We start from the raw sequence: 21,371 nt of genomic DNA on the forward strand, positions 1-21,371 counted from the left end.
CCATGCCTGGCATACCAGCAACACTCCTTCTGGAAGAACGGGCCGAGCTGGCCATGAACGCGGTCGTGAACCTGGCCGACCCGGACCTCGACGGCCTCCCCTTCTTCAGCGCGGACCTGCTCGCCGACCCGGCGGAACTGCGGCACGGCGACTGGGACTACGGCTCCAGCCACGGCCGGCTCACCGACGCCTGCGTGCTCGCTCGGCGGATGACGGGCGCCGCCTGGTGGGCGCCGGCCGAGAAGGCGTACAAGAAGACGCTCCTGGACCTGCTCGGCCCCGACGGACTGACCTGGCGACGCACCCATCCGCGCGGCCACTGGGAGGCCACCGCCGGCCTGATCGACCAGCGGGCGACGCTGCTCGCGCTCACCACCTGGTTCCAGGACGACGGCGACGAGCAGGTGCGCGCTGCCGCCGACCGGCTGGTCGGGGCCCTGCACCGGATCGCGGTGAAGGAACGCGACGTCTGGTACTACCCGGCCTCCGAGTACATGCGCGACGGCTGGCCGTCGGCGCACGCCGTGCAATTGCACCTGGCGCCGGACCCGGCGTCGTTCTGCGGCCGGCTGATCATGCCGCTGCTGCGCTGGCACCGGCTCACGGGCAACGCACAGGCCTTGGAGCTGTGCGGCTGGTTCACCCGGCTGATCACCGAGTACAGCGGGGTGTTCGCCGAGGACGGCTCGTTCAACGCGGCGCTCGCCTACCGCAGCGGCCACTTCCACACCCGCCTCGGCACTCTCGACGGGCTCGCCAAGTACGCCGTGCACACCGGTGATCACGCGCTGACCGCGTACGTACGCCGTTCGTTCGACTGGGCGCTCGCGCAGTGCACCGCGTACGGTTGGACGCCCGGCGATCTGGCCGGGCAGCGGTTCGAGCACGAGACGTGCTCCCTCGTCGACCTGATCGGCATCGGGACGACGCTCGCCGGGGCGGGGCACACCCGCTACTGGGCGGTCGTCGAGCGGTTCCTGCGCGGGCACCTGACGGCGTCGCAGCTGACCGACGTCGACTGGGTGCGCTCCGCGCCCGACCGCAGCGGCGACGAGCCGGGCTGGGTGACCCGGCACCGGGTCGGCGAGCGGGTGCGCGGCGCGTTCGCCGGATACGGCGCACCGAACGACTACGTGAACGACGCGGTCCTCGGCCGCGGCCACACCGCCGACGTGCAGGCGTGCTGCGTGGGCTCGGGCGTGCGGGGCCTGTTCACCGGGTGGGCGGCGGCCGTGACCGGCGACGAGCGGCTCGTCCGGGTCAACCTGTTGCTGAACCGCGGCAGTTCCTTCGTCGACGTGCACAGCCATCTGCCGCACGAGGGCCGTGTCGACCTCCATGTCCGCCGCGACTGCGCGGAGTTGCGGATGCGGGTGCCCGACTGGGCGGGCCACGCGCGGCTGCTCGTCGCCCGTGACGGGCACACGGCGCGCGGCGGCGAACCGGGCGTGTGGGCGCCGGACGGCACGCTGCGGTTTCCGGCGCCGCGCGCGGGCGAGCGGATCACCGTCACGTTCCCCCTCGCGGAGCGTGTCACCGAGGAGACCGCGGCCGGCCGCTCGTACCGGGTGCGCTGGCGCGGCGACGACGTCATCGGCATCGAACCGGAAGGCAGGACCCGCCCCATGTACACCGCCCGCACCGTCGACCCGCACGCGCCGCTGCGCGAGCGCGCCCTGCACGTACCGGCCGAGGAGTGGTCCTGGTGAGCGCACCTCGACGCAGAACGTTCCTGGCCGCCGCGACGGGGGCGTCGGCCGCGCTGTGGCTGTCCGCGGGCCCCGCGCGGGCCGCGACCGGGACCGACCGGCGGGCCGCCCGCATCCTCGCCGGCATCCGCACCCCACGCTTCCCACGCCGCTCCGTGCCGATCACCGACCACGGTGCGGTGGGCGACGGCGTGCACGACTGCACGAGCGCGATCCGCGCCGCGATCGACGCCTGCGCGGCGGCGGGCGGCGGGCGGGTGGTGGTGCCGCCCGGCGACTGGCTGACCGGCGCCGTCCATCTGCGCGACCGCATCGACCTGCACCTGGAGCAGGGCGCCACCCTGCGGTTCCGCCAGGACCCGGCCGCGTACCTGCCCGCGGTGTACACCCGCTACGAGGGCACCGAGTGCGTGAACTACTCGCCGTTCGTGTACGCCTACGGCTGCCGGACGGTGGCGCTGACCGGGCGCGGCGTCCTGGAAGGGCAGGCCGACGCGGAACACTGGTGGAACTGGACGAAGGGCGTCGACGGCGGCCCCTCCCCCGAGTCCCCCGACAAACAGCAGCTGCTCGCCTGGGCCGAGGCCGGTGTGCCCGTCGAGGAGCGGGTCTTCGGCGAAGGGCACCATCTGCGGCCGAACATGGTGCAGTTCTACCGCTGCCGTGACGTCCTCATCGAGGACGTCACCGTGCGCAACTCGCCGATGTGGAACATCCACCCGGTCCTGTGCACCAACGTGACCGTGCGCGGCGTCACCGTGGACAGTCCGAACGGCCCCAACAACGACGGCTGCGACCCGGAGTCCTGCGCCTACGTCCTCATCCAGGACTGCGTGTTCGACACGGGCGACGACTGCATCGCCTTCAAGGCCGGGAAGAACGCCGACGGCCGGCGCGTCGACGTGCCCATGGCGCACGCCCTGGTGGAGCGGTGCGAGATGCGCGACGGACACGGCGGCGTCACCATCGGCAGCGAGACGACCGGCGGGGTCCACGACATCGTGGCCCGCGACTGCCGCATGTCCAGCCCCGACCTGGACCGGGCCATCCGGATCAAGTCGAACCCCGTGCGCGGCGGACACGTCCGGGACGTCCTGTGCGACGGCATCGAGGTCGGGCAGGTCGGCGAGGTCGTCGTCGAGGTCGCCCTCAACTACGAGCGGATCGACAGCGGCCCCTACTACCCCGACGTGCGCGGCATCCAGGTACGGAACCTGACAGCACGGAGCGGGCCGCGCGCGTGGACACTCCTCGGCAACGACGCGAACCCGATCCGGGACGTCCGGTTCACCGACTGCCGCTTCGACGGCATGACGGGCCCCAACGAAGTGCTGAACGTCGAGGGCCTGGTGCTGAGCCGGGTCACCGTGAACGGCCAGGAGGCGACGGCCTGATGGAGACCGCAGCTCCCTGGCGGGAGGCCGACGCGATCGTGGCGCGGGTGGTGCGCCCCCGCTTCCCCGACCGGGACTTCCCCGCCCCCCGGTACGGCGCGGTGGGCGACGGCCGCACCGACTGCACGACGGCACTGCGCCGCGCGATCGCCGCCTGCCACACGGCGGGCGGCGGACGGGTCACCGTCCCCCCGGGCACCTACCTCACCGGCGCCGTGCGGCTGCGCAGCGACGTCGAGCTCCATCTGGAGGAGGGCGCCACACTGCGCTTCAGCCAGGACCCGGCCGCGTACCTGCCGCCGGTCCTGACCCGCTTCCAGGGCGTGGAGTGCTACGGCTACGCGCCGTTCGTGTACGCGCGCGACGAGCGGAACGTGGCGGTGACCGGGCGCGGGGTCCTCGACGGGCAGGCCGACGAGGAGCACTGGTGGCCGTGGTCGGGGCAGGCCGAGTTCGGCTGGCGGCGCGGCATCCGGCACCAGGAGGAGGACTGGCCGCGACTGTGGCGGCAGGCCGAGGACGGCGACCCGGTGGAGCGCCGCGTCTACGCGGACGGCTGCCGGTTCCGGCCCAACTTCGTGGAGTTCCAGAGCTGCCACGGGGTCCTCGTCGAAGGGGTCACCATCATCCGCTCCCCCATGTGGGAGATCCACCCGGTGCTGTGCAGCAACGTGCTGATCCAGGACGTGACGATCGACAGTCCAGGACCCAACAACGACGGCATCGACCCCGAGTCCTGCCGAGACGTCGTCATCCGGCGCTGCGACATCACCGCGGGCGACGACTGCATCGCCATCAAGTCGGGCCGCGAGGCCGACGGCCGCCGGATCGCGACGCCCAGCGAGAACATCGTCGTCGAGGACTGCGTCCTGCGGCACCGGTACGGGGCCGTCACCCTCGGCAGCGACATGACGGGCGGCATCCGCAACGTGTACGTGCGCCGCTGCCGGATCGGCGGACCCGGACTCTACTTCGGCCTGTACATCAAGACGAACTCCGTGCGCGGCGGCTTCGCCGAGAACATCCACCTCGCCGACCTCACCGTCACGCACCTCACCAAGGAGTTCGTGACCTGCGACTTCGAGCGCGGCGAGGGCGACACGGGCGGCTACCCGCCGCGGGTGCGGGACATCAGCATCAGCCGCGCCACCGTGGGCCGGGCCCGTCGCGCCGTCCTCGCCCGCGGCTACGCCCACGCCCCGATCCGTGAACTGCGCCTGTCCGACGTGCACTTCGGGAACCTCGCCGAGCCCGATCTCGTACAGCATGTGGAAGGTCTCGTACGGGAGAAGGTGACCGGTGGAGGGTGACATGCGGCCCGGAAGGTTCGACCACTGCCCCTGGGAGTTCTGGAGTCGGAGCGACGAGCGCCAGCAGGCCGACCAGCTCGCCCATCAGAAGGAGCTGGCGGAGCGGATCGGGGACGCCGCCTTCGGCGAGCGGGTGTTCGTGTCGCCGTGGGCGGGGGTGCACGCCGACGTGCTGCGCCTGGGCGACCGCTCGTACATCGGCGCGCACGCCGTCGTGACGGACGACGTGCGGGCCGGACGGGACTGCACCCTCAACCCGTTCTCGACGGTCCGCGGCCGGATCGTGCTCGGCGACGGGGTGCGGGTGGGCGCCCACACCTCGCTGCTCGGCTTCAACCACGGGTTCGCACCCGAGGAGCCGGTGCACCGCCAGCCGCTCACCTCGCAGGGCATCGTCATCGGAGACGACGTGTGGATCGGGTCGCACGTCGTGGTCCTCGACGGCGTCACGATCGGCGACCACTGCGTCGTCGGCGCGGGCGCGGTCGTGACGAAGGACCTGCCCGCGTGGTCGGTGGCGGTGGGCAACCCGGCTCGGCGGGTACGGGACCGGCGCGACACCGGGGGTGCCCCGAAGCCGCCGACCAGCCTTGACGCGCGGCTGGAACGGTTCGCGGAGCGGGCCAGGGAGCAGGTGCCCGCGCTCCTCGCCCGCTGCCGCACCGGGGACGCCTGGACGGACCGCCCGGGCGCCGCACCGACCGTGCGTGCGCCGTGCGACGCCGTGGAGATCTCGGCGCTGCTGCTCGACGGGCCGCCACCGGGCACCGACGGGGCCCACCTCGCCTCTGAACTGGAGCAGTTGCAGGACCCGGAGACCGGGCTCGTCCCCGAGGTCGGAGGGACCGCGCCGTCACTGGACGACGACGCGGCGATGTACCACGTCCTGTGCGTCGGATACGCCCTGGACCTGCTCGGTTCGCGGTTCGCGCACCCGGTGCGGGCCGTCACCAAGCTGTCGCCGGAGGAGCTCGTCGCGCGGCTGGACCGGTTGCCGTGGCGGACGGAGGCGTGGCGCAGCGGGCACTGGGTGGACGGGGTGGGCACGGCCCTGCGGTTCGCGGCGCCGTCGCCGCTCACCGAGACCCTCTTCGGATGGCTGCTGACCCGGGCCGACCCGGTGCACGGCCTGTACGGGGCGCCGGGCCCCAAGGACGGGTGGCGGCAGCCGGTGAACGGGTTCTACCGGGCGACGCGCGGCACGTTCGCGCAGTTCGGGCTGCCGCTGCCGTATCCCGAGCGGGTCGTGGACAGCGTGCTCGGGCACAGCAGGGACCCGGCCTGGTTCGGCTCGGACCGGGGCACCGCCTGTGACGTCCTCGACGTGATCCATCCGCTGTGGCTGTGCGCCCGGCAGACCGGGCACCGGGGCGGCGAGGGCCGGGACTGGGCGCGGGGGCAGCTGGAGCGGGTCCTGGGCCGCTGGCAGGACGACGCCGGGTTCTCCTTCGCGCTCGAACCCGGCGACCGCGCCCCGCACACGCCGGGCCTCCAGGGCACCGAGATGTGGCTCGCGGTCACCTGGCTCCTCGCCGACCACCTGGGCCTCTCGGACGCGCTCGGCTACCGCCCGCGCGGTGTTCACCGCCCCGAGCCGGCGCGCACCGGCACGGGCTGAGCGGCGAGGCCGCCCGCGGCCCGCATCCGCAGCGCCTGCGACAACACCTGGGCCGTCACCCACGACGGGTTCCAGGTGTTGCTCGTGCCGCGGTCCTGCCAGTTGGTGGGGAAGAACCCCTCGGCCTGCTCGCCCGGCTGCCGGAACCCCCACTCGCCGGGCCGCGTGCAGACGCCCTGCCCGAAGGCGCCGAGGGTCGTCTCGCCGAGCCGCCGGTACACCGGCCGTTCCACCAAGTCGCCGAGGCGGGCCAGTTCATGGGCGGGGAAGAACACGTCGACGTGGTGGTTCTGCACGCTGACCCCCGGCCACCCCGTCGTCTCGAAGCCGCCCTGGAAGGCCGGATTCCACTGGTAGACCCAGGTGAGCAGCCAGTCCGCGGCCTCCTGCGCGCAGAGCGCCCAGCGCTTCTTGCCGGTGAGCCGCAGCAGTTCGTACGCGCACAGGAAGTAGCCGATGCCGCCCTCCTTGTCCTCGCAGGCGGCGTCGAGGGTGGCGTGGGCGAACGGGGTGGCGAAGTCGTCCGCGTGGCGGCGCCGGTACTCCTCCGTCAGTGCCTCGGCGTGACGCAGCAGGGAGCGGTCGCCGGTGACGCGGTGGGCCTTCAACAGGGCGAGGACGCACGGGAGTCCGGCCGCCGAACCGGCACCGGGCAGCGGCGTGCCGTCCGGCCGCCAGCCGTACGGGGGCGGCCCCTCCCCGCTGGTGGCGCGCACCCCGTCGGTGAGCGCGCGCACCCAGCCGTACGGCACGGCGTGGCCGTGCGCGCGGAACAGCAGGATGACGTCGGCGAGGTCGGCCAGGGTGTCGCCGTAGGCGCGGGCGGAGACGAAGGGGCCGGTGCCGTCCCGCTCGAACCCCGACCAGGTGCCCGTGTCGGTGGCGAAGAAGCTGAGGCGCAGTCCCGGGGCGTCGGGGGCGACGCTGCCGTCGAGGTAGAAGTTGACGGCGCGGCGGGCCCGTTCGACGCGCCACGAGGCGCCTTCCTCGACGCCGATGCGGGCGTCGCACCACGCGAGTTTGAGGGCCTGCCCGGTCCAGCCGTACAGGAATCCCGGGGTGTGGTCGGGTCCGGTGAACTTCAGGTAGCCCGCCGCGCCGTCGCGGTCGTGCCAGCGGCGGTCCAGGGCCGATGTCTTGAGCCGGATCAGGTCGTCGAGTTCCAGCGGGCGCGCGCCGTGCGGCCGGTAGAGGTCGAGGCCCCGGTGGACCAGGTCGCGGAAGCCGTGCCCCGGGCGGGTGGGGCGGCCCCAGTCGACGGCGTGGCGGCTGTGGTGCTCGGCGCCCGGCGGCAGCGTCCGGTATCCGTCGTCGTAGGGGGCGGTCCTGCCCTTGTGCACGTAGGCCGTGTCCGGTTGCCCGGCGAAGAGCAGGGCGCCGCTGACGCCCAGCAGACAGATGCCGCGCCCGCCGGACAGTGCGCCCAGGGATCCGTCCCCGGGTTCCGCCGCGTACAGGGTGGCATACCACCTGCGGGTGGGCCCGCCCCACTCCGCGTGGGCGGCGGGCACGGGGAGCCGGTGGTCCTCGACGACCAGGCCCTCGTCGGGGCACGGGCCGAGCCGCGGCACGATGCGTGAGGGGTCGGCCGAGGGGTTGCCGCGGTAGAGGACCTGGGGCAGCGTGACGGACTCGGGGCGCAGTGCGGGCAGGGGCAGGCACACGCCCAGCACGGCTTCCCGGATGTGGTCCCGGGACGTGTTGCGCCAGGTCACGTCCAGGCGGAGCATCCCCCGGACGAAGGCGCAGCGCAGGTCGGCGACGAGTCCCGGCGGCCCGTCGTCGAGCTCCACGCTCACCGCGAGGGTCCGGTCGTCGCATGCGGCCCGCCAGCTGCGGAGTCCGGGGCGCAGGACCGCCCACGGACGTCCCACGGACACCACGAAGAGGTCGCGCAGGTCGACCTCGAAGCACCGGCCCCCCTGGTGCGCCGCGTGTCCGAAGCCGAGCCGTGGCCGGCCGTCAGGCCCTTCGGCCAGTTCCAGCCACCTGTCACCGTCAGCGATGCGAGACATTACCAACTCCCCATCCATGCACAGGTGTTGACCGCACTCACGGTCGACGGAACCATTGTGGCATTCGAGTGGCATGCCAGTGGAGTACCGCGACGAAAGGGACCCCGCATGAATGCACAACCACACGACCAGAACCCCGGGCAGGAGCCGTCGGGGCCGAGCCGCCGGAAGATCGTGTCGGCCGGGGCGGCGGTGGGGGCCGCGGCCCTCACCGGCGTCTCGCTGGCCGCGTCGAGCCCGGCGCAGGCCCGTCCGGTGACCGCCCCGAAGAGCGCGGCGGGGGCGGCCGCGTGCACGACGATCCCGAACAAGTACGACGAGCCGTTCGAGGTCTGCGACGACGAGCTGTTCGTCTTCATGGCGAACTACAAGCCGTTCGAGAACCCGGGCTTCTTCGACAAGGTCATCGGGGACAAGATGCGCGCGGCGTTCCCCGGCCTGAAGATCAAGACCGTGGCCTGGGACTACCCGGTCCGCTACGAGGACCTCGACAAGGCCGGTGTGGTGCCGGACATCATCATCGAGGACCCGCGCCGACGGGTCGACCGCGACCTGGAGCCGCGCGGCTGGGTGCGCGACCTCACCGCCGACCTGGCCACCGCGGGCATCGACGTCGGCTCCCTCAACCCGGCCACCGTGGAACTGGTCAGAGCCCGCTCGGACGGCGGCCTGTACGGCGTGCCGCTGTTCGTCGACGACTTCGTCCTGTTCCACAACAAGAAGATCTTCGACATGAAGGGGCTCAGGCCGCCGACGAACGGAGTCACGTACGACGAGGCGTTCCGCCTGGCCAAGAAGCTCACGTTCGAGCAGGACCTGGTGGCGTACAAGGGCTATCTCCAGCACCCGGACCTGTACCTGGAGTTCAACCAGCTCGGCCTGTACCCGTTCGTGCCGGGGTCGAGCGAGAACCCGGCGCCCGAGGACATCCGGGTGAACATCACCTCGGCGGGCTGGCAGCGGCTCGGCACCAACCTGGAGCGCTTCCTGCTCCACCCGCACAACATCTTCACCACGGTCGACGACTACCTGCTGACCGGTCACGTGGCGATGGCGGTGGACAGTCTGTGGAAGCTCCCCGCGTACGCGCTCAGCCCGCTCTACCTCCAGGAGGACGACGCCGAGGAGTGGCGGGAGCTGGCCAAGGGCGTCCAGCTGGGGGTCACGTCGGTGCCGGTGCTCGGCAGCGGTGACACGTCGGGGTACCAGCCCAACACCATCGCCGCGTTCCTGCCGCCGCAGTCCACGAAGAAGGCCGAGGCCCTCCAGGTCCTCAAGTGGCTGGTCTCCCAGGAGGCGCAGGTGGAGCTGGCCCGGCACGCCATCAAGCCGGCGCTGCGCTCGGGCGCGGTCGAGGCGGCGTTCGGCGAGGCGATCCCGGAGCTGGCGGGCGTCGACACCTCGGGCGTCTTCTGGGCCGAGAACGCGGCGGTGAAGAACTACCAGAACACCGAGTACTGGGACCTGCCGATGTACATGGTGTTCCGGCAGCACGTCCTCAAGGACGGCCTGCGGGTGTCGTCGGCCCTGAAGGTGGCGGAGACCGTCGACATCCCCGCCTACATCAAGGCGCAGGCCGCCTCCGGCAAGGACTGGTGAGGACCGTCCTCAGCTCCTGCGCAGCCGTATCGCGAGGTACGGCTGCGCGGGGAGTTCGACCTGGAAGGCTCCGCCGGACACGGGCGCCCGCGGACTGACGGTCATGTTCCAGGTGTCGATCACGTCGACGGTCCAACGGCCGCCGGCGAGGTCGAAGGGGCGACGGGGATAGCGGTGCGGGCCCAGGTACTGGAGCACGTACTCCCCCGCCGCCTCCAGGGTCGAGGCGTCGTACGTCTCCGGGGTGTGCGCCAGACCCTCGCCCGGTGCGTCGTCGAGGACGGCGCGCAGGAACGCGACCCGCTCGACCGCCGTGCCGCTGAGCTCCCCGCCGCCCTCGCTCCACGGCGTGGGGCCCCAGGCCTCGGCGTGCGCCGCATAGCCGCCCCGGCACACGGCCTCCCACAGACGGGCGGTCAACTCCTGCCCAGGAAGCGCTTGTTCGGGGTCGTCGGCGGCGTCGCCCTCGGCGCCGCAGTAGTCGACGACGACCGGCTTGCCGAGGGTGTGCACGAGGCCGGAGACGGCGCGGGTCTGTGCGTGCCGCACGGAGGCGTGGGTGATCCACGGCGCGCCGAAGTCCGTGTCGGGCGGGCCGTGCACGGTGAGCGGGTGGTGGCCGTGGTCGTGCTCCTGGATGTCGGTCTGCGCCTCGTGGTCGGGCGGCGCGCTCCACCAGACGTGGGGGTGGTGGGCCAGGCGTCGGACGGTGGCCGCGACGGCGGACCGGTCCCTGAGGACGATCTCGGCCTGGAGGCCCGACCGGCCGCAGGCGGCCACCTGTTGGTCGAGGACGTCCAGCGGGAGCGCCGCGGACGCGGTGAGGCGGACCCGGTTGAAGGGCCCGCCCGCGAGTGCCCGCAACGTCCTGGGGTCGGCCTGCGGGACGGTCGTCGTGATCGGATGGTAGGGAGTGCCGTCCGCGTGGCGGAATCGGGTGCCGTGCGCGTGGACCGGGCCCTGGGCGCCGTTCATGGGTCTCCTGGTGGGCGAGTGCGGATGGGATACGGGCGGCCGCGCCCCTACGCGGTCCCTGCCCGGCTCAACCGGACCGCCATGTCCGGGCGGTGGTCCAGGGGGACGCGGACCCGGCCCCTGCGCGGCGGCCCCGACAGCGGGGCGACCGTCATGTTCCACGTGTCGATCAGGTCCACTCGCCAAGGGCCTCCGGCTGCCGGCAGCTCGACGTCCCGGTGCGGGTGCCGACGGTCGCCGAAGTAGACGAAGCGGTCGTCGGGCGCCGCCTGCTCCCACAGACGGCGCAGGAACGCCACCCTGGGGACCGCCTCGCCCTGCAGCCGGCCGCCCCGGGAGATCCAGGCTGCGCCGTCCGGATCCTCTTCCGGGTAGCACTCGCCGTGGCCCACGTACGCGCCGGCCGTCATGCCGTGCCAGAACTGGCGCAGCAGTGCCTGGCCGGTGAGGTTGCCCCACCGGCGGCCGAGGATGCCCTCGTAGCCGATCTCGTCGAGCACGACCGGCTTGGGCACGCGGTCGAGCCACTCGGGGGCGAACGAGGCGTCCCAGTGCTGGACGGACTGGTGGGTGGTCCACGGCGCACGGAAGTCGAAGACGCTCTCGTACTCGTACATGCGGGTGCCGTTGTGGATGGACCTCAAGTGCTGGTAGGGGTCCAGGCGTTGGACGTGGCGGCCGATGTGGTGCCAGTCGTCGAGGGTCTTGGCCTTGTTGAAGTCGTACTCGTTGGCGATGGACCACCAGACGTTGCGGTGGGCGGCGAGGCGCGCGACGGCGTACCGGACGAGGGCGAGATCGGCCTCACGGCTCATGTCGTCGACGCCCCAGTGCCCCTCGTCGTAGGGGTGGAAGAGGATGACGTCGGCTTCGATGCCGAGGTCGCTCAGGTCGCGGACGCGGCGTTCGAAGCGGGCGAAGAACTCCGGATCGAACCGCGTCGTGTCCAACGCGCCCGGTCTGGGCGGCTGTCGGTCGCGCCCCGGGTAGGGCAGCCGTGGCGGGTTCATCGCGCGGGTCGGCAGGAGGCACATGCGGACCTTGTTGAACGGCGAGTCGGCGAGCGAGCGCAGGGTGCGCTCCTCCAGCTTCTCGTCCTCGTCGTGGGTCCAGTGGTAGCAGGTGGTGCCGAAGGGGTGGTACGGGGTGCCGTCGGCGTGGGCGAAGGTCCGCGGGCCGGCGACGCGCACCGGTCCGTGGTTGCCGGGGCCCGCGGGCAGACAGTGGAACCCGCCCTCGGTGCCGTCCAGCCGGGGCGCGTTCGAGCGGGTCGTGTACGTCCAGGGTCCCGTCCTGTCCGGCATGAACCGCACCCGGTAGGTGCCGTCGCCGTCGTAGAAGCCGTCGGCCCGCACCACGCGGTGCCCGTGGCGGAACTCGGCGCCGAACTCGACGTCCTGGTAGGGGTTTCCGTCGGCCGGGCCCCGCAGTGCCAGTTCGAAGAGGCCCCATCGCTCGACCGTGTCCACCGCGTTCACCGTCGCCCCTGCCTGATCCATTCCTCGGTCACCGTCGCGTGCCTGATGGTCTTGCGGAGGTAGGAGTACGCGACGTGGATCCGGTCGTCGCGGGCCTGCAGGAGGCACGGGTAGGAGTAGCCGTACTCGGTCTCCCGGTACTCGTCGTCGGCGGTCTGCAGATCACGGCGCCAGGGCCAGGTGCGACCTTCGTCGTCGGACAGGGCCAGGGTGAGCGGCGTACGCAGGGCCTTCTTCCGACGGCCCGCACCCGATCCGACCCAGCGGTACTCGCCGCGCTCCAGGCTCGCGTGGTTGTAGACGAGGGCGAGAGCGCCGCTGCGCAGCCGTACGGCCTGAACCGCCGAGTTGTTGTTGGGGAGTTCGGTGGGCACGGGTGGGGTCCAGGTGCGGCCGGCGTCCGTGGACACGGTCGCGTGGATGCGGTCGGCGGCGCGGCTGCGGAGCAGCCCGAGGAGGGATCCGTCCGACCGGGGCACGACGGACAGCTGCACCAGGTGGTCGCTGCCGGGGACGTCGTACTCCTTCCAACTGCCGCCCTGGTCCTCGCTGATGAGGACCGTGGAGTGCTCGCCCGTGCTGCGGCAGCGGTAGGCGGGCAGCAGCCAGGAGCCGTCGCCCGGGTCGAGCGGCGGGTTGCGGACGAAGATGCCGGGCCCGTCGTGGGCGGTGCGCGGGGCGTCCCAGGTGTGTCCGCCGTCGCGGGAGGTGCGCGTGACCAGGCGGGCCGTCTTCTGGTCGTGCGGTTCGTCTGAGGGGTGGAACAGGTGGATCGTGCCGTCGGGGAGCCGGGCGATGACCGGGTTCTGTTCGGCGCGGTCCGGGTCGGCGGAGAGGGCGACGGGCGTCGTCCACCGGTCGGTGCCCGACGGCAGCCGCGACAGGACGACGTTCGTGTCGCGGTCGCCCTCGTCGGGGCCGTTGAACCAGGCGCAGAGCAGGTCGCCGTCGTCGAGTTCGAGGAGGCACGCGGCGTGGCTGTCGCGGGGGTGCAGGGTGGGCAGCAGCGCTTCGTGGACGGTGGGGTCGCCGGGGCGTTCCCGGACGACGCCGTCGAAGCGCGGGTCGTGCGTCACCTGGTCGTCGGTCACGGTCCGTCGACTCCCTTCAGGTCGAGCTGGCCGGCGAAGTGGCAGGCCGAGGTACGGCCGGGTGCGACGGGCCGCAGGGCGGGCACGTCGGTGCGGCACACGTCCTGGGCGTAGGCGCAGCGGGGGTGGAACGGGCAGCCGGCCGGCACGTTCGACGCGTCGGCGACCTCGCCGCGCAGCACGATCCGCTCACGGCGCCGGGCGGCCGGGTCGGGGTCGGGCACGGCCGACAGGAGTGCCTCGGTGTAGGGGTGGAGGGGTTGGCCGTACATCTCCTCGGTGGCGCCGGTCTCCACCACGCGGCCCACGTACATGACGGCGACCTCGTCGGCCATGTACTCGACGACGCCGAGGTCGTGCGAGATGAACAGGTAGGTGAGGTCGGACTCGTCCTGGAGGTCCTTCAGGAGGTTGAGGATCTGGGCGCGGACGGACACGTCGAGGGCGCTGACCGCCTCGTCGGCGACGACCAGGCGCGGTGCGAGCGCCAACGCCCGTGCGATGCCGACGCGCTGGCGCTGTCCGCCGCTGAACGCGTTCGGGTAGCGGCGCAGGTACTCGGGGCGCAGTCCGACGCGGCGCAGCAGTTCGGCGACGCGTTCCTCGGTCTCCTTGGCGCTCAGGCGCAGGTTCACGCGCAGGGGTTCGCCGACGATCTGGAGGAGGGTCATCCGCGGGTTGAGGGAGGCGAACGGGTCCTGGAAGACGAGGCGGATCTCGCTGCGGTAGGGCTTGAGGCCCTTCTCGTCGAGGGCGGCGAGGTCGACGGCGGTGCCGTCGGTGCGGTGGTAGACGATCTCGCCGGACGTCGGCGGGTGGACGCGCAGCAGGCAGCGGCCGAGGGTGCTCTTGCCGCAGCCGGACTCGCCGACGAGTGCGACGGTGCGGCCGGCGGGGACCGTCAGGTCGACGCCGTCGACGGCCCGTACGGTGCCGACGGTGCGGCCGAACAGGCCGCGGCGGATGGGAAAGTGCTTGGTCAGGCCGCGGGTCCGCAGCAGGGCGGTGTCGGTGCGGGTGGCGGCGACGGTCATGAGGCGGCCTTCCCCTCGTCGTCGCCCACGTCCTCGTAGCGCAGGCAGCTGACCGTGCCGTCGGTGCCGGCGGCCGGTGCGGGCAGCGGTGCCGGGACCCGGCCGGGGACGGTGCTGTCGCAGCGGCCGGCCATGAACTCCTCGCAGCGCGGATGGAACGGGCAGCCCGCCGGTCGCGCGTACGGGCCCGGCACCATGCCCCGGACGGGACGCAGCCGTTCGCGTCCGCCCGAGCCGAGCTTGGGGACCGACCGCAGCAGCGCCCGGGTGTACGGGTGGCGGGGGCTGCGCAGGACCGTGTCGGTGGTGCCGGTCTCGACGACCGAGCCGAGGTACATGACGGCGATCCGGTCGGCCATCTGCGCGGCCACCCCCAGGTCGTGGGTGATGAGCATGACGGCCATGCCGGTGTCCCGCTGGAGTTCGCGCAGCAGGTCCAGGATCTGTGCCTGGGTGGTGACGTCGAGGGCGGTGGTGGGTTCGTCGGCGATGAGCAGGTCGGGGCCGCAGGACAGGGCCATGGCGATCATGGCGCGCTGCAGCATGCCGCCGCTCATCTGGAACGGGTACTCGTCGGCGCGCCGCTCGGGCGCGGCGATGCCGACGCGGCGCAGCAGGTCGACGACGCGGGTGCGGGCCTCGGCCTTCGTGGCCTGTCCGTGCAGGACGAGCGACTCGCCGATCTGGTTGCCGAGGGTGTGCATGGGGCTCATCGAGGCGATGGGCTCCTGGAACACCATGGCGACCTTGCGGCCGCGCACCGAGCGCAGTTCGGGGCCGGGCGCGGTGACCATGTCGACGACGCGGTCCGCGTCGTGGACCCGGATGCTGCCGCCGGTGATGCGGCCCGGCTTGTCGATCAGGCGCAGCACGGAGCGGGCCATGACGCTCTTGCCGCACCCCGACTCCCCCACCACCGCGAGGACCTCGCCCCGGCCGATGGTGAGATCGACGCCGGACACGGCGCGTACGGTGCCGTCGTCGAGTTCGAAGCAGGTGTGCAGGTCCTCGATCTCCAGGATCGGCGCGGCTCGGCTGCTCACGTCACTCCCCTCCTCGGGCGGATCTCTTGGCGGATTCCTTGGCGGATCACTTGTACGGGTCGGCGGAGTCGCGCAGACCGTCGCCGACGAAGTTCATGGCGAGGACGGTGACGAACACCGCGACGCCGGGGATCAGCAGCCACGGAGCGGTCTCCACGGTGCGGATGTTCTGGGCCTCCTGGAGCAGCACGCCCCAGCTGACGGCGGGTGACTGCAGGCCGAGGCCGAGGAAGCTCATCGCGGTCTCGCCGAGGATCATTCCGGGGACGGCCATGGTGAGCGAGGCGATCACGTGGCTGGACATCGACGGCACCATGTGCCGGAAGATGATCCGGCCCCGGCCGCAGCCGTCGAGCCGTGCCGCGGTGACGAAGTCCTCCTCGCGCAGTGAGAAGAAGCGGCCGCGCACCACGCGCGCCAGGCCCGTCCAGCCGATCACCGACAGGATCGTGGTGATGGCGAAGTAGCGGGCCAGCGGCCCCCATTGATCGGGCACGGCCGCGGACAGGGAGAGCCACAGCGGCAGCGTGGGGATCGACATCAGGAACTCGATGACGCGCTGGATGGCCAGGTCGGGGGTGCCGCCGAAGTAGCCGGAGATGCCACCGAAGAGGAGTCCGAGCACGAAGCTGACGGCGACGCCGACGAGTCCGATGGAGAGCGAGACGCGCGCCCCGTGGATGATCCGGGAGAACACGTCGCGGCCCGCCCGGTCGGTGCCGAGGAAGTACACCTTCTGGTCCGGGTCGGCGGACGCGAACAGGTGCCGGTCCCAGGGGATGACGCCCCACATCTTGTACGCGTCGCCCTTGGCGAAGAAGGTCACCGGGATCCGCTTGCCGGGGTCGACGGTGTGGATCTGCTCGAACGTCTCCGGGTCGCGCTTGGTGGTGTAGCCGTTGGCGTACAGCCGCAGCCCGTCGTCCCAGCTGAGGTCGACCTTGACGATCTGCGGCGGGGCGTAGGTGTGCTTCTCGTCGACGGCGCTGGGCGAGCCGGGCGCCAGGATCTCGGCGAAGGCGACGACGAAGTAGGCGAACAGCACGATGACGGCGCCCGCGAGGGCGAGCCGGTGCTTGCGGAAGCGGCGCCAGACCAGGCGCCAGGGCGAGGCCTGCCCGCCGACGACGGGTGCGTCGTCGGCCTCGTCGACCGTTCGCTCGACCGTGGTGGTCACCATGGGCCGCTCACCCTCCCTCGTAGCTGTGCCGGATCCTGGGGTCCCACCAGGCGAGGGCGAGATCGCTGATCAGGGTGCCGATGACGGTCAGGGTGGAGAGGATCAGGATGAAGCTGCCGACGAGGTACATGTCCTGGTTGAGGACGCCGCCGAGCATGAGGGGCCCGGTGGTCGGCAGGTTCATCACGATCGAGATGATCGTCTCGCCGCTGATGAGTCCGGGCAGCAGCCAGCCGACGGTGGAGAAGAACGGGCTCATCGACGTCCGGACCGGGTACTTGAGCAGCAGTTTCCACTCGGGCAGTCCCTTCGCCCGCGCGGCGACGACGTACGGCTTGTACAGCTCGTCGAGGAGGTTGGCGCGGATGATGCGGATGGCGCCGGCGGTGCCGGAGACCGCGATGATGAGGATCGGCAGCCACAGGTGGCTCGCGGCGTCCAGGACCTTGCCGAGGTTCCAGGCGGCGTCCTGGTACTCCGGTGAGAACAGGCCGCCGGGACTCTGTCCGAACCAGCGCATGCCGACCCACATGAGGACGAGGGCGAGCATGAACTCCGGGACGGCCATGCCGATGAAGCCGAAGAACGTGGCGGCGTAGTCACCGGGCGAGTACTGGCGCACCGCGGAGTAGATGCCGATGGGCCAGGCGATCGCCCAGATGAGGAGCATGGTGGCGATGGAGAGGAAGAAGGACAGGCCGATCCGGTCCCAGATGAGGTCGCTGACGGGCCGCATGTTCCAGGCGAAGGCCTGGCCGAAGTCGCCGTGGAACACGATGTTCGTGATCCACTTCCAGTACTGGGCGAAGAAGGACTGGCCGAGGCCGTAGCGGTCGCGCAGTGCGGCGACCTCGGCGGGTCCCATGATCTCGCCGCGCTCCTCGGCGTTGGCCTGGAGCGTCGAGACGTAGTCGCCCGGCGGAAGACTGATGATGAAGAACGTCGCCAGCGAGACGGCCCACAGGGTGACGGCCATCCATCCCAGGCGCCGGACGAGGAACGCGAGCATGCGCTGAACTCCCGTCCGCCGTCAGGCCTTCGACTTGAAGTAGTACGTGCTGGGGTTGCTGGGCCCCGGTGCCTGGTGCATGCCGGCGGCGCTGAACGACGTCGGGACGTTGCGCAGGGCCGTCTTGGTGATGCCGTAGTCCTTGGGCGGGGTGGAGATGCCGATGTAGTAGAACTCCTCCTTCGTGATCTCCAGGATCTGCCGGGCGAGTCGGGTCGCCCGGGCGGTGTCGAAGGTGGCGCGCATCTGGTCGAAGAGTTCGAGCTGCCGCTTGACGCGGGCCGGCGGTTCCTCGCCGTCCTTGCCCTCCCGCAGGTACCACTTGGCCCACTGGCCGCCGTAGCGGGAGGAGCCGCGGGGGTTGCTCGGCAGGTAGTAGTGGTCGCCGCCGTCCCCGGTGCGGACGTCGAAGTTGTTGCAGTCCCAGGTGGACGCCTCGGCCTTGCCGGCCTCGACCCGCTCCCAGTAGAGGGTCTCGGCGACGCGGGAGACGGTGGCGTCGACGCCGACCTTCCGCCAGTCCGAGCGGATCAGGTCCATGGCGTCGACCTGGTCGGCCATGTCGGAGACGACGAGGACGGTGAAGGCGAGCGGGTCGCCGTCCTTGGTGAGCCGGATGCCGTCGCCGTTGCGTTTGGTGTAACCGCCCCGGTCCAGCGCCTCGTTCGCCTTGGCGACGGAGTACTCGGTGTACTGCGTGCCCAGTTCCTCGTCGTACAGCTCGTTGCCGGGATTGGGACCGGCCTGCCAGGGCTTGCCCTGTCCGGCGAAGACCGTGTCGATGATCTTCTGCCGGTTGATGGCGTACGAGAGCCCGACGCGGAAGTCCTTGTCGGCGTACAGGGCCCGCTTCTTCTTGTCGGGGTGGGTCTGGTTGAAGCCGATGATCATCGTGTTGGCGGAGTCGGGCTCGACGTCGATGATGCGGTAGCCGCCCTTGGCGCGGTTGCGGGAGATCACCGGCTTGTTGCGGACGGTGCCGAACTGGTAGAGCTGCATGTCCAGGTCGCCGTTGGAGATCTTGAGGACCTCGACCTCCACTTCCTGGAGGATGTCGACGACGACCTTGTCGATGTACGGCAGTTGCGCGCCGTCGGAGTCGACCTTCCAGTAGTAGGGGTTGCGCACACAGGTCACGCTGCTGCCCTTGGTGACCTCGGTCCTCGGCAGCCAGGCGTTGACGGTGGGCATCTTCGGGTTGCTCCACGCCTCGGAGACGACCGGCAGATAGGCGATCCAGTCGGCCAGCCCGGCGTCCTTGGCCAGCTTGTTCGCGTCCTTGTTGTACGTGGGGTGGAACTGCTTGAGGTAGTGCTTGGGCAGGAACATGAAGATGCCGGTGGTACCGGCGATCTCCTCCAGGAAGCCGGGCTTGGGCTCGTCGAAGACGTACCTGACGGTGAGGTCGTCGACGGCTTCGAAGCGGGCGGGCTTGCCGTTCTTGTTCAGCCACAGCGCGTAGAGGCCGTAGGGGTGGTACTTGGCGTCCGCGTTGTAGTCGTTGAAGGCGAACGCGAAGTCGTCGACGGTGAGCGGCTCGCCGTCGGACCACTTCATGCCCTTGCGCAGGTGGAACACGAACTCCTTGCCGCCGCCGATCACTTCGTACTTCTCGCAGACGTTCGGCAGGATCTTCGTCTTCGTCACGCCCTGCCACTCGGGTGCCCAGCGCACCAGAGGCTCGTAGCCCATGCTGAAGCGCAGCCAGCCCATGTCCTCCGGCGTGATCATCGCGGAGTGCCAGGTGCCGCCGTACACACCGGTCTCCTGGAGCGGCTTCACCTCGAGCGGCTTGTCGGGCAGGCGCTCCTCGACCTTGGGCAGTTTTCCGGCGTCGGCCTGCTTCTTCAGAGACGGCGCCTCCTTGCCCTTCTGGCCGCCGGCCGAGTCGCCGTTGTCGGCGTCGGTGTCGAAGAAGCCGCAGCCGGACAGGGCGCCCGAGAGTGAGGCGGCGGCGAGGACGCCGCCGCCCGCGCGCAGCAGGGTGCGGCGGGGCAGACGGGTGCGGTCAGGAGTCATCTCCACGCTCCTTTGCGTCGAGTGCCGCCGCCTCGAGGTCATGGACGAGAGGCACCACGGTGGCGGTGAGGCCGCGCTCCTCCTCGGCGCTGAGGCGCGCGAGCGGGGGTGCGGCATGGGCGGACGTGATGCGGCCCTGGGCCGCGAGGACGTATTTGGCGGTGCTGACGGTGGTGGACAGGGTGGGTTCGCTGCGGGCGCCGGCCATCGCGTCGAGGAGGTCCTCCAGTTGTTCCTGGAGGGCGCGGGCCCGCGCGAAGTCGCCGGCGCGGGCCGCCTCGTACAGGGCGACGAGGTGGCGTGGTGTGAGGTTGGCGAGCGAGCTGGTGGCGCCCGCGGCGCCGGCGTACAGGGACAGGTCGGACAGGCCGCTGGCACCTGCGAAGCAGTCGAGGCGGATGCCCCGGCGCGCGGCGCGGCGCATCAGGCGGCGCAGCCAGGTCAGGTCGCCGGTGCTGTCCTTGATGCCGGACAGCACGCCTTCGGCGGCGAGTTCGAGGACGCAGTCCGTCGTCAGGGCGGACTTGGTGAGCTGCGGGAAGTGGTAGGCGAGGACGGGGAACCCGGCGGCGTCGGCGATCGCGCGGTAGTGGTCGCGCAGCTCAGCGGTCCCGTACGGGGTGAAGTACGGGGCGATCACGGCGAGTTCGTCGGCCCCGGCGTCCACGGCGGAGCGTGCCTGGCGGACGCTGAGGGCGGTCGCCGCGTCGCCGACGTGGGCGATGACGGGGACGCGGCCGGCCGCCGTCTTGGCGGCCACGGTCACGGCGAGGCTCCGCTCGTCCTCGTCCAGGGCGTGGAACTCCCCCGTGGTGCCGTTGATCCACAGGCCGTGCACGCCCGCGTCGATCAGTGCGTTCAGGTGGCATTCCAGGGAAGGCCGGTCGAGCTGACCCACATCGGTCATGGGTAACACGGTCGGCACGATGATCCCATGGAGCGCTTGTCGCGGCATGGTCACCTCGGAGAAGCTCAGAGGGATGTCGGTGGTATGCCACGAGTTTGTTGAGGGGCGCCAAGGCCGTCAACCCCCGTGACACACCCAATAGTTGACTTCGCATCTCCCGAGACGCGCGGCTCACCTGCGGCATACCATGAGGGCGCACTTGCACCGGCAGCACTGGGAGGCGGCATGATCCGAGCGCGAGCGGCACAGCAGGCCCGCGCTGAGGAGGGCACGAGCGTGGAGAACGCGACGGGCACGGACCTCGGACCGGACGAGAGCCTGGAGGCACGGGCCTCACGGGCCATCGTGGAATGGCTGACGGTGGAGAACCCGGCCCCGGGGCAGGCGGTGCCGGTGCGGGAGTTCGCGCGCCGCCTCGGCATGAGCCGCACGCCGGTGCGCAGCGCGGTGGGCCGCCTCTACGAGCGGGGCCTGCTCGCCTACGACGCGACGGTGGGCTTCACGGTGGCGATACCGTCACTGTCCAGCGTGTACGAGCTGTTCGAGCTGCGGCTGATGCTGGAGTCGCACGCGCTGCGGCTCTTCGCCGACCGCACCGACCGCGAGCCGCCCGCCCGGCTGCGCGAACTGGTCGTCGAGGCCGAGGAGTTGGCGCGGGAGGCGCTGGCGGACCCGACGCGGTACGCCGACTTCCGGGACAACGACGCCCGCTTCCACCAGGAGCTCGTGAAGCTGGGCAGCCTGCCCATGCTGCTCGACCTGCACGACGACCTGAATCTGAGCATCCACGTGACGCGCGCCGGCCTGAAGGCGCCCATCACCCCGTCGCGGCTGAACGTCGCGGTGGACGAGCACCGGGCGATCGTCGACGCGCTGCAGTCCGGCGAGCGGCTGCGGGCGCGGGAACTGCTGGAGGCGCACATCCTGCGGGTCCGCGACCAGACGATCGCCTTCCTGGCACGGCCCAGTCTGTGAACCCCTGACTCCTGG

16 protein-coding genes are annotated in these 21,371 nt (G+C 71.5%); 6 read left to right on the forward strand and 10 right to left on the reverse strand.

Annotated elements, in window-relative coordinates:
* The first annotated feature begins 2 nt into the window (after nucleotides 1–2).
* Genes RBJ77_RS51185 through RBJ77_RS51200 form a run of 4 tightly spaced genes read left to right on the forward strand, consistent with a single transcriptional unit; the run spans nucleotide 3 to nucleotide 6,031 of the window.
* Nucleotides 3–1,709, forward strand: a complete 1,707-nt coding sequence (locus tag RBJ77_RS51185; RefSeq protein ID WP_372351224.1) for a hypothetical protein — start codon at nucleotides 3–5, stop codon at nucleotides 1,707–1,709.
* A complete protein-coding gene (locus tag RBJ77_RS51190) occupies nucleotides 1,706–3,103 on the forward strand; it encodes a glycoside hydrolase family 28 protein (RefSeq protein ID WP_372351225.1) in 1,398 nt (465 codons plus the stop codon). Before RBJ77_RS51185 ends, RBJ77_RS51190 begins: the two co-directional genes overlap by 4 nt.
* Nucleotides 3,103–4,413, forward strand: coding sequence for a glycoside hydrolase family 28 protein (locus RBJ77_RS51195; protein WP_372351226.1), 1,311 nt, complete (start codon nucleotides 3,103–3,105; stop codon nucleotides 4,411–4,413). Before RBJ77_RS51190 ends, RBJ77_RS51195 begins: the two co-directional genes overlap by 1 nt.
* 1 nt (nucleotide 4,414) lies before the next feature.
* Nucleotides 4,415–6,031 carry an acyltransferase gene (locus tag RBJ77_RS51200; RefSeq protein ID WP_372351227.1) on the forward strand — a complete coding sequence of 539 codons (1,617 nt, stop codon included), beginning with the start codon at nucleotides 4,415–4,417 and terminating at the stop codon, nucleotides 6,029–6,031.
* On the opposite strand, the gene RBJ77_RS51205 is transcribed toward RBJ77_RS51200, so the two are convergent.
* Nucleotides 5,995–8,046 (reverse strand): hypothetical protein, encoded by a 2,052-nt coding sequence (locus tag RBJ77_RS51205; RefSeq protein WP_372351228.1) that lies wholly within the window; start codon nucleotides 8,044–8,046, stop codon nucleotides 5,995–5,997. The two genes, RBJ77_RS51200 and RBJ77_RS51205, sit on opposite strands and share 37 nt — an antisense overlap.
* A 108-nt stretch (nucleotides 8,047–8,154) precedes the next feature.
* On the opposite strand from RBJ77_RS51205, the gene RBJ77_RS51210 reads away from it, so the two are divergent.
* Nucleotides 8,155–9,645 carry an ABC transporter substrate-binding protein gene (locus RBJ77_RS51210; protein WP_372351229.1) on the forward strand — a complete coding sequence of 497 codons (1,491 nt, stop codon included), beginning with the start codon at nucleotides 8,155–8,157 and terminating at the stop codon, nucleotides 9,643–9,645.
* Nucleotides 9,646–9,654: 9 nt separating this feature from the next.
* Here RBJ77_RS51210 and RBJ77_RS51215 read toward each other — a convergent pair whose 3' ends face one another.
* The 9 genes from RBJ77_RS51215 to RBJ77_RS51255 are packed head-to-tail and all read right to left on the reverse strand — an operon-like array spanning nucleotide 9,655 to nucleotide 20,429.
* The gene (locus tag RBJ77_RS51215; protein ID WP_372351230.1) at nucleotides 9,655–10,620 is read right to left on the reverse strand and encodes a DUF5605 domain-containing protein; all 966 of its coding nucleotides are present in this window, start codon (nucleotides 10,618–10,620) and stop codon (nucleotides 9,655–9,657) included.
* A gap of 47 nt (nucleotides 10,621–10,667) precedes the next feature.
* Nucleotides 10,668–12,119: a DUF5060 domain-containing protein gene (locus tag RBJ77_RS51220; protein ID WP_372351231.1), complete on the reverse strand. Its 1,452-nt coding sequence runs from the start codon at nucleotides 12,117–12,119 to the stop codon at nucleotides 10,668–10,670.
* Entirely contained in the window at nucleotides 12,095–13,189 is a 1,095-nt protein-coding gene (locus RBJ77_RS51225; RefSeq protein WP_372351232.1) for an exo-alpha-sialidase, read from the reverse strand. The genes RBJ77_RS51220 and RBJ77_RS51225 overlap by 25 nt, the downstream gene beginning before the upstream one ends.
* Nucleotides 13,186–14,223: an ABC transporter ATP-binding protein gene (locus RBJ77_RS51230; protein WP_372351233.1), complete on the reverse strand. Its 1,038-nt coding sequence runs from the start codon at nucleotides 14,221–14,223 to the stop codon at nucleotides 13,186–13,188. The genes RBJ77_RS51225 and RBJ77_RS51230 overlap by 4 nt, the downstream gene beginning before the upstream one ends.
* On the reverse strand, nucleotides 14,220–15,266 hold the full coding sequence (locus tag RBJ77_RS51235; RefSeq protein WP_372351234.1) for an ABC transporter ATP-binding protein: 1,047 nt from the start codon (nucleotides 15,264–15,266) through the stop codon (nucleotides 14,220–14,222). The genes RBJ77_RS51230 and RBJ77_RS51235 overlap by 4 nt, the downstream gene beginning before the upstream one ends.
* A gap of 46 nt (nucleotides 15,267–15,312) precedes the next feature.
* A complete protein-coding gene (locus tag RBJ77_RS51240; protein WP_372351235.1) occupies nucleotides 15,313–16,446 on the reverse strand; it encodes an ABC transporter permease in 1,134 nt (377 codons plus the stop codon).
* A gap of 7 nt (nucleotides 16,447–16,453) precedes the next feature.
* Entirely contained in the window at nucleotides 16,454–17,455 is a 1,002-nt protein-coding gene (locus RBJ77_RS51245; RefSeq protein WP_372351236.1) for an ABC transporter permease, read from the reverse strand.
* Between the two features lie 21 nt (nucleotides 17,456–17,476).
* The gene (locus tag RBJ77_RS51250; RefSeq protein WP_372351237.1) at nucleotides 17,477–19,474 is read right to left on the reverse strand and encodes an ABC transporter substrate-binding protein; all 1,998 of its coding nucleotides are present in this window, start codon (nucleotides 19,472–19,474) and stop codon (nucleotides 17,477–17,479) included.
* Nucleotides 19,464–20,429, reverse strand: a complete 966-nt coding sequence (locus RBJ77_RS51255; RefSeq protein ID WP_372351561.1) for a dihydrodipicolinate synthase family protein — start codon at nucleotides 20,427–20,429, stop codon at nucleotides 19,464–19,466. The genes RBJ77_RS51250 and RBJ77_RS51255 overlap by 11 nt, the downstream gene beginning before the upstream one ends.
* 228 nt (nucleotides 20,430–20,657) lie before the next feature.
* On the opposite strand from RBJ77_RS51255, the gene RBJ77_RS51260 reads away from it, so the two are divergent.
* Nucleotides 20,658–21,356 (forward strand): GntR family transcriptional regulator, encoded by a 699-nt coding sequence (locus tag RBJ77_RS51260; protein WP_372351238.1) that lies wholly within the window; start codon nucleotides 20,658–20,660, stop codon nucleotides 21,354–21,356.
* Nucleotides 21,357–21,371: the final 15 nt, after the last annotated feature.

It is taken from the genome of Streptomyces sp. KL116D (assembly GCF_030766975.1).
Lineage (GTDB): Bacteria > Actinomycetota > Actinomycetes > Streptomycetales > Streptomycetaceae > Streptomyces > Streptomyces longispororuber_A.

Excerpts from the sequence above, each read along its gene's own strand:
- RBJ77_RS51185 (WP_372351224.1), top strand. The coding sequence starts at position 3 with ATGCCTGGCATACCAGCAACACTCCTTCTGGAAGAACGGGCCGAGCTG.
- RBJ77_RS51195 (WP_372351226.1), top strand. The coding sequence starts at position 3,103 with ATGGAGACCGCAGCTCCCTGGCGGGAGGCCGACGCGATCGTGGCGCGG.
- RBJ77_RS51200 (WP_372351227.1), top strand. The coding sequence starts at position 4,415 with ATGCGGCCCGGAAGGTTCGACCACTGCCCCTGGGAGTTCTGGAGTCGG.
- RBJ77_RS51205 (WP_372351228.1), bottom strand. The coding sequence starts at position 8,046 with ATGTCTCGCATCGCTGACGGTGACAGGTGGCTGGAACTGGCCGAAGGG.
- RBJ77_RS51210 (WP_372351229.1), top strand. The coding sequence starts at position 8,155 with ATGAATGCACAACCACACGACCAGAACCCCGGGCAGGAGCCGTCGGGG.
- RBJ77_RS51215 (WP_372351230.1), bottom strand. The coding sequence starts at position 10,620 with ATGAACGGCGCCCAGGGCCCGGTCCACGCGCACGGCACCCGATTCCGC.
- RBJ77_RS51220 (WP_372351231.1), bottom strand. The coding sequence starts at position 12,119 with ATGGATCAGGCAGGGGCGACGGTGAACGCGGTGGACACGGTCGAGCGA.
- RBJ77_RS51230 (WP_372351233.1), bottom strand. The coding sequence starts at position 14,223 with ATGACCGTCGCCGCCACCCGCACCGACACCGCCCTGCTGCGGACCCGC.
- RBJ77_RS51240 (WP_372351235.1), bottom strand. The coding sequence starts at position 16,446 with ATGGTGACCACCACGGTCGAGCGAACGGTCGACGAGGCCGACGACGCA.
- RBJ77_RS51245 (WP_372351236.1), bottom strand. The coding sequence starts at position 17,455 with ATGCTCGCGTTCCTCGTCCGGCGCCTGGGATGGATGGCCGTCACCCTG.
- RBJ77_RS51250 (WP_372351237.1), bottom strand. The coding sequence starts at position 19,474 with ATGACTCCTGACCGCACCCGTCTGCCCCGCCGCACCCTGCTGCGCGCG.
- RBJ77_RS51255 (WP_372351561.1), bottom strand. The coding sequence starts at position 20,429 with ATGCCGCGACAAGCGCTCCATGGGATCATCGTGCCGACCGTGTTACCC.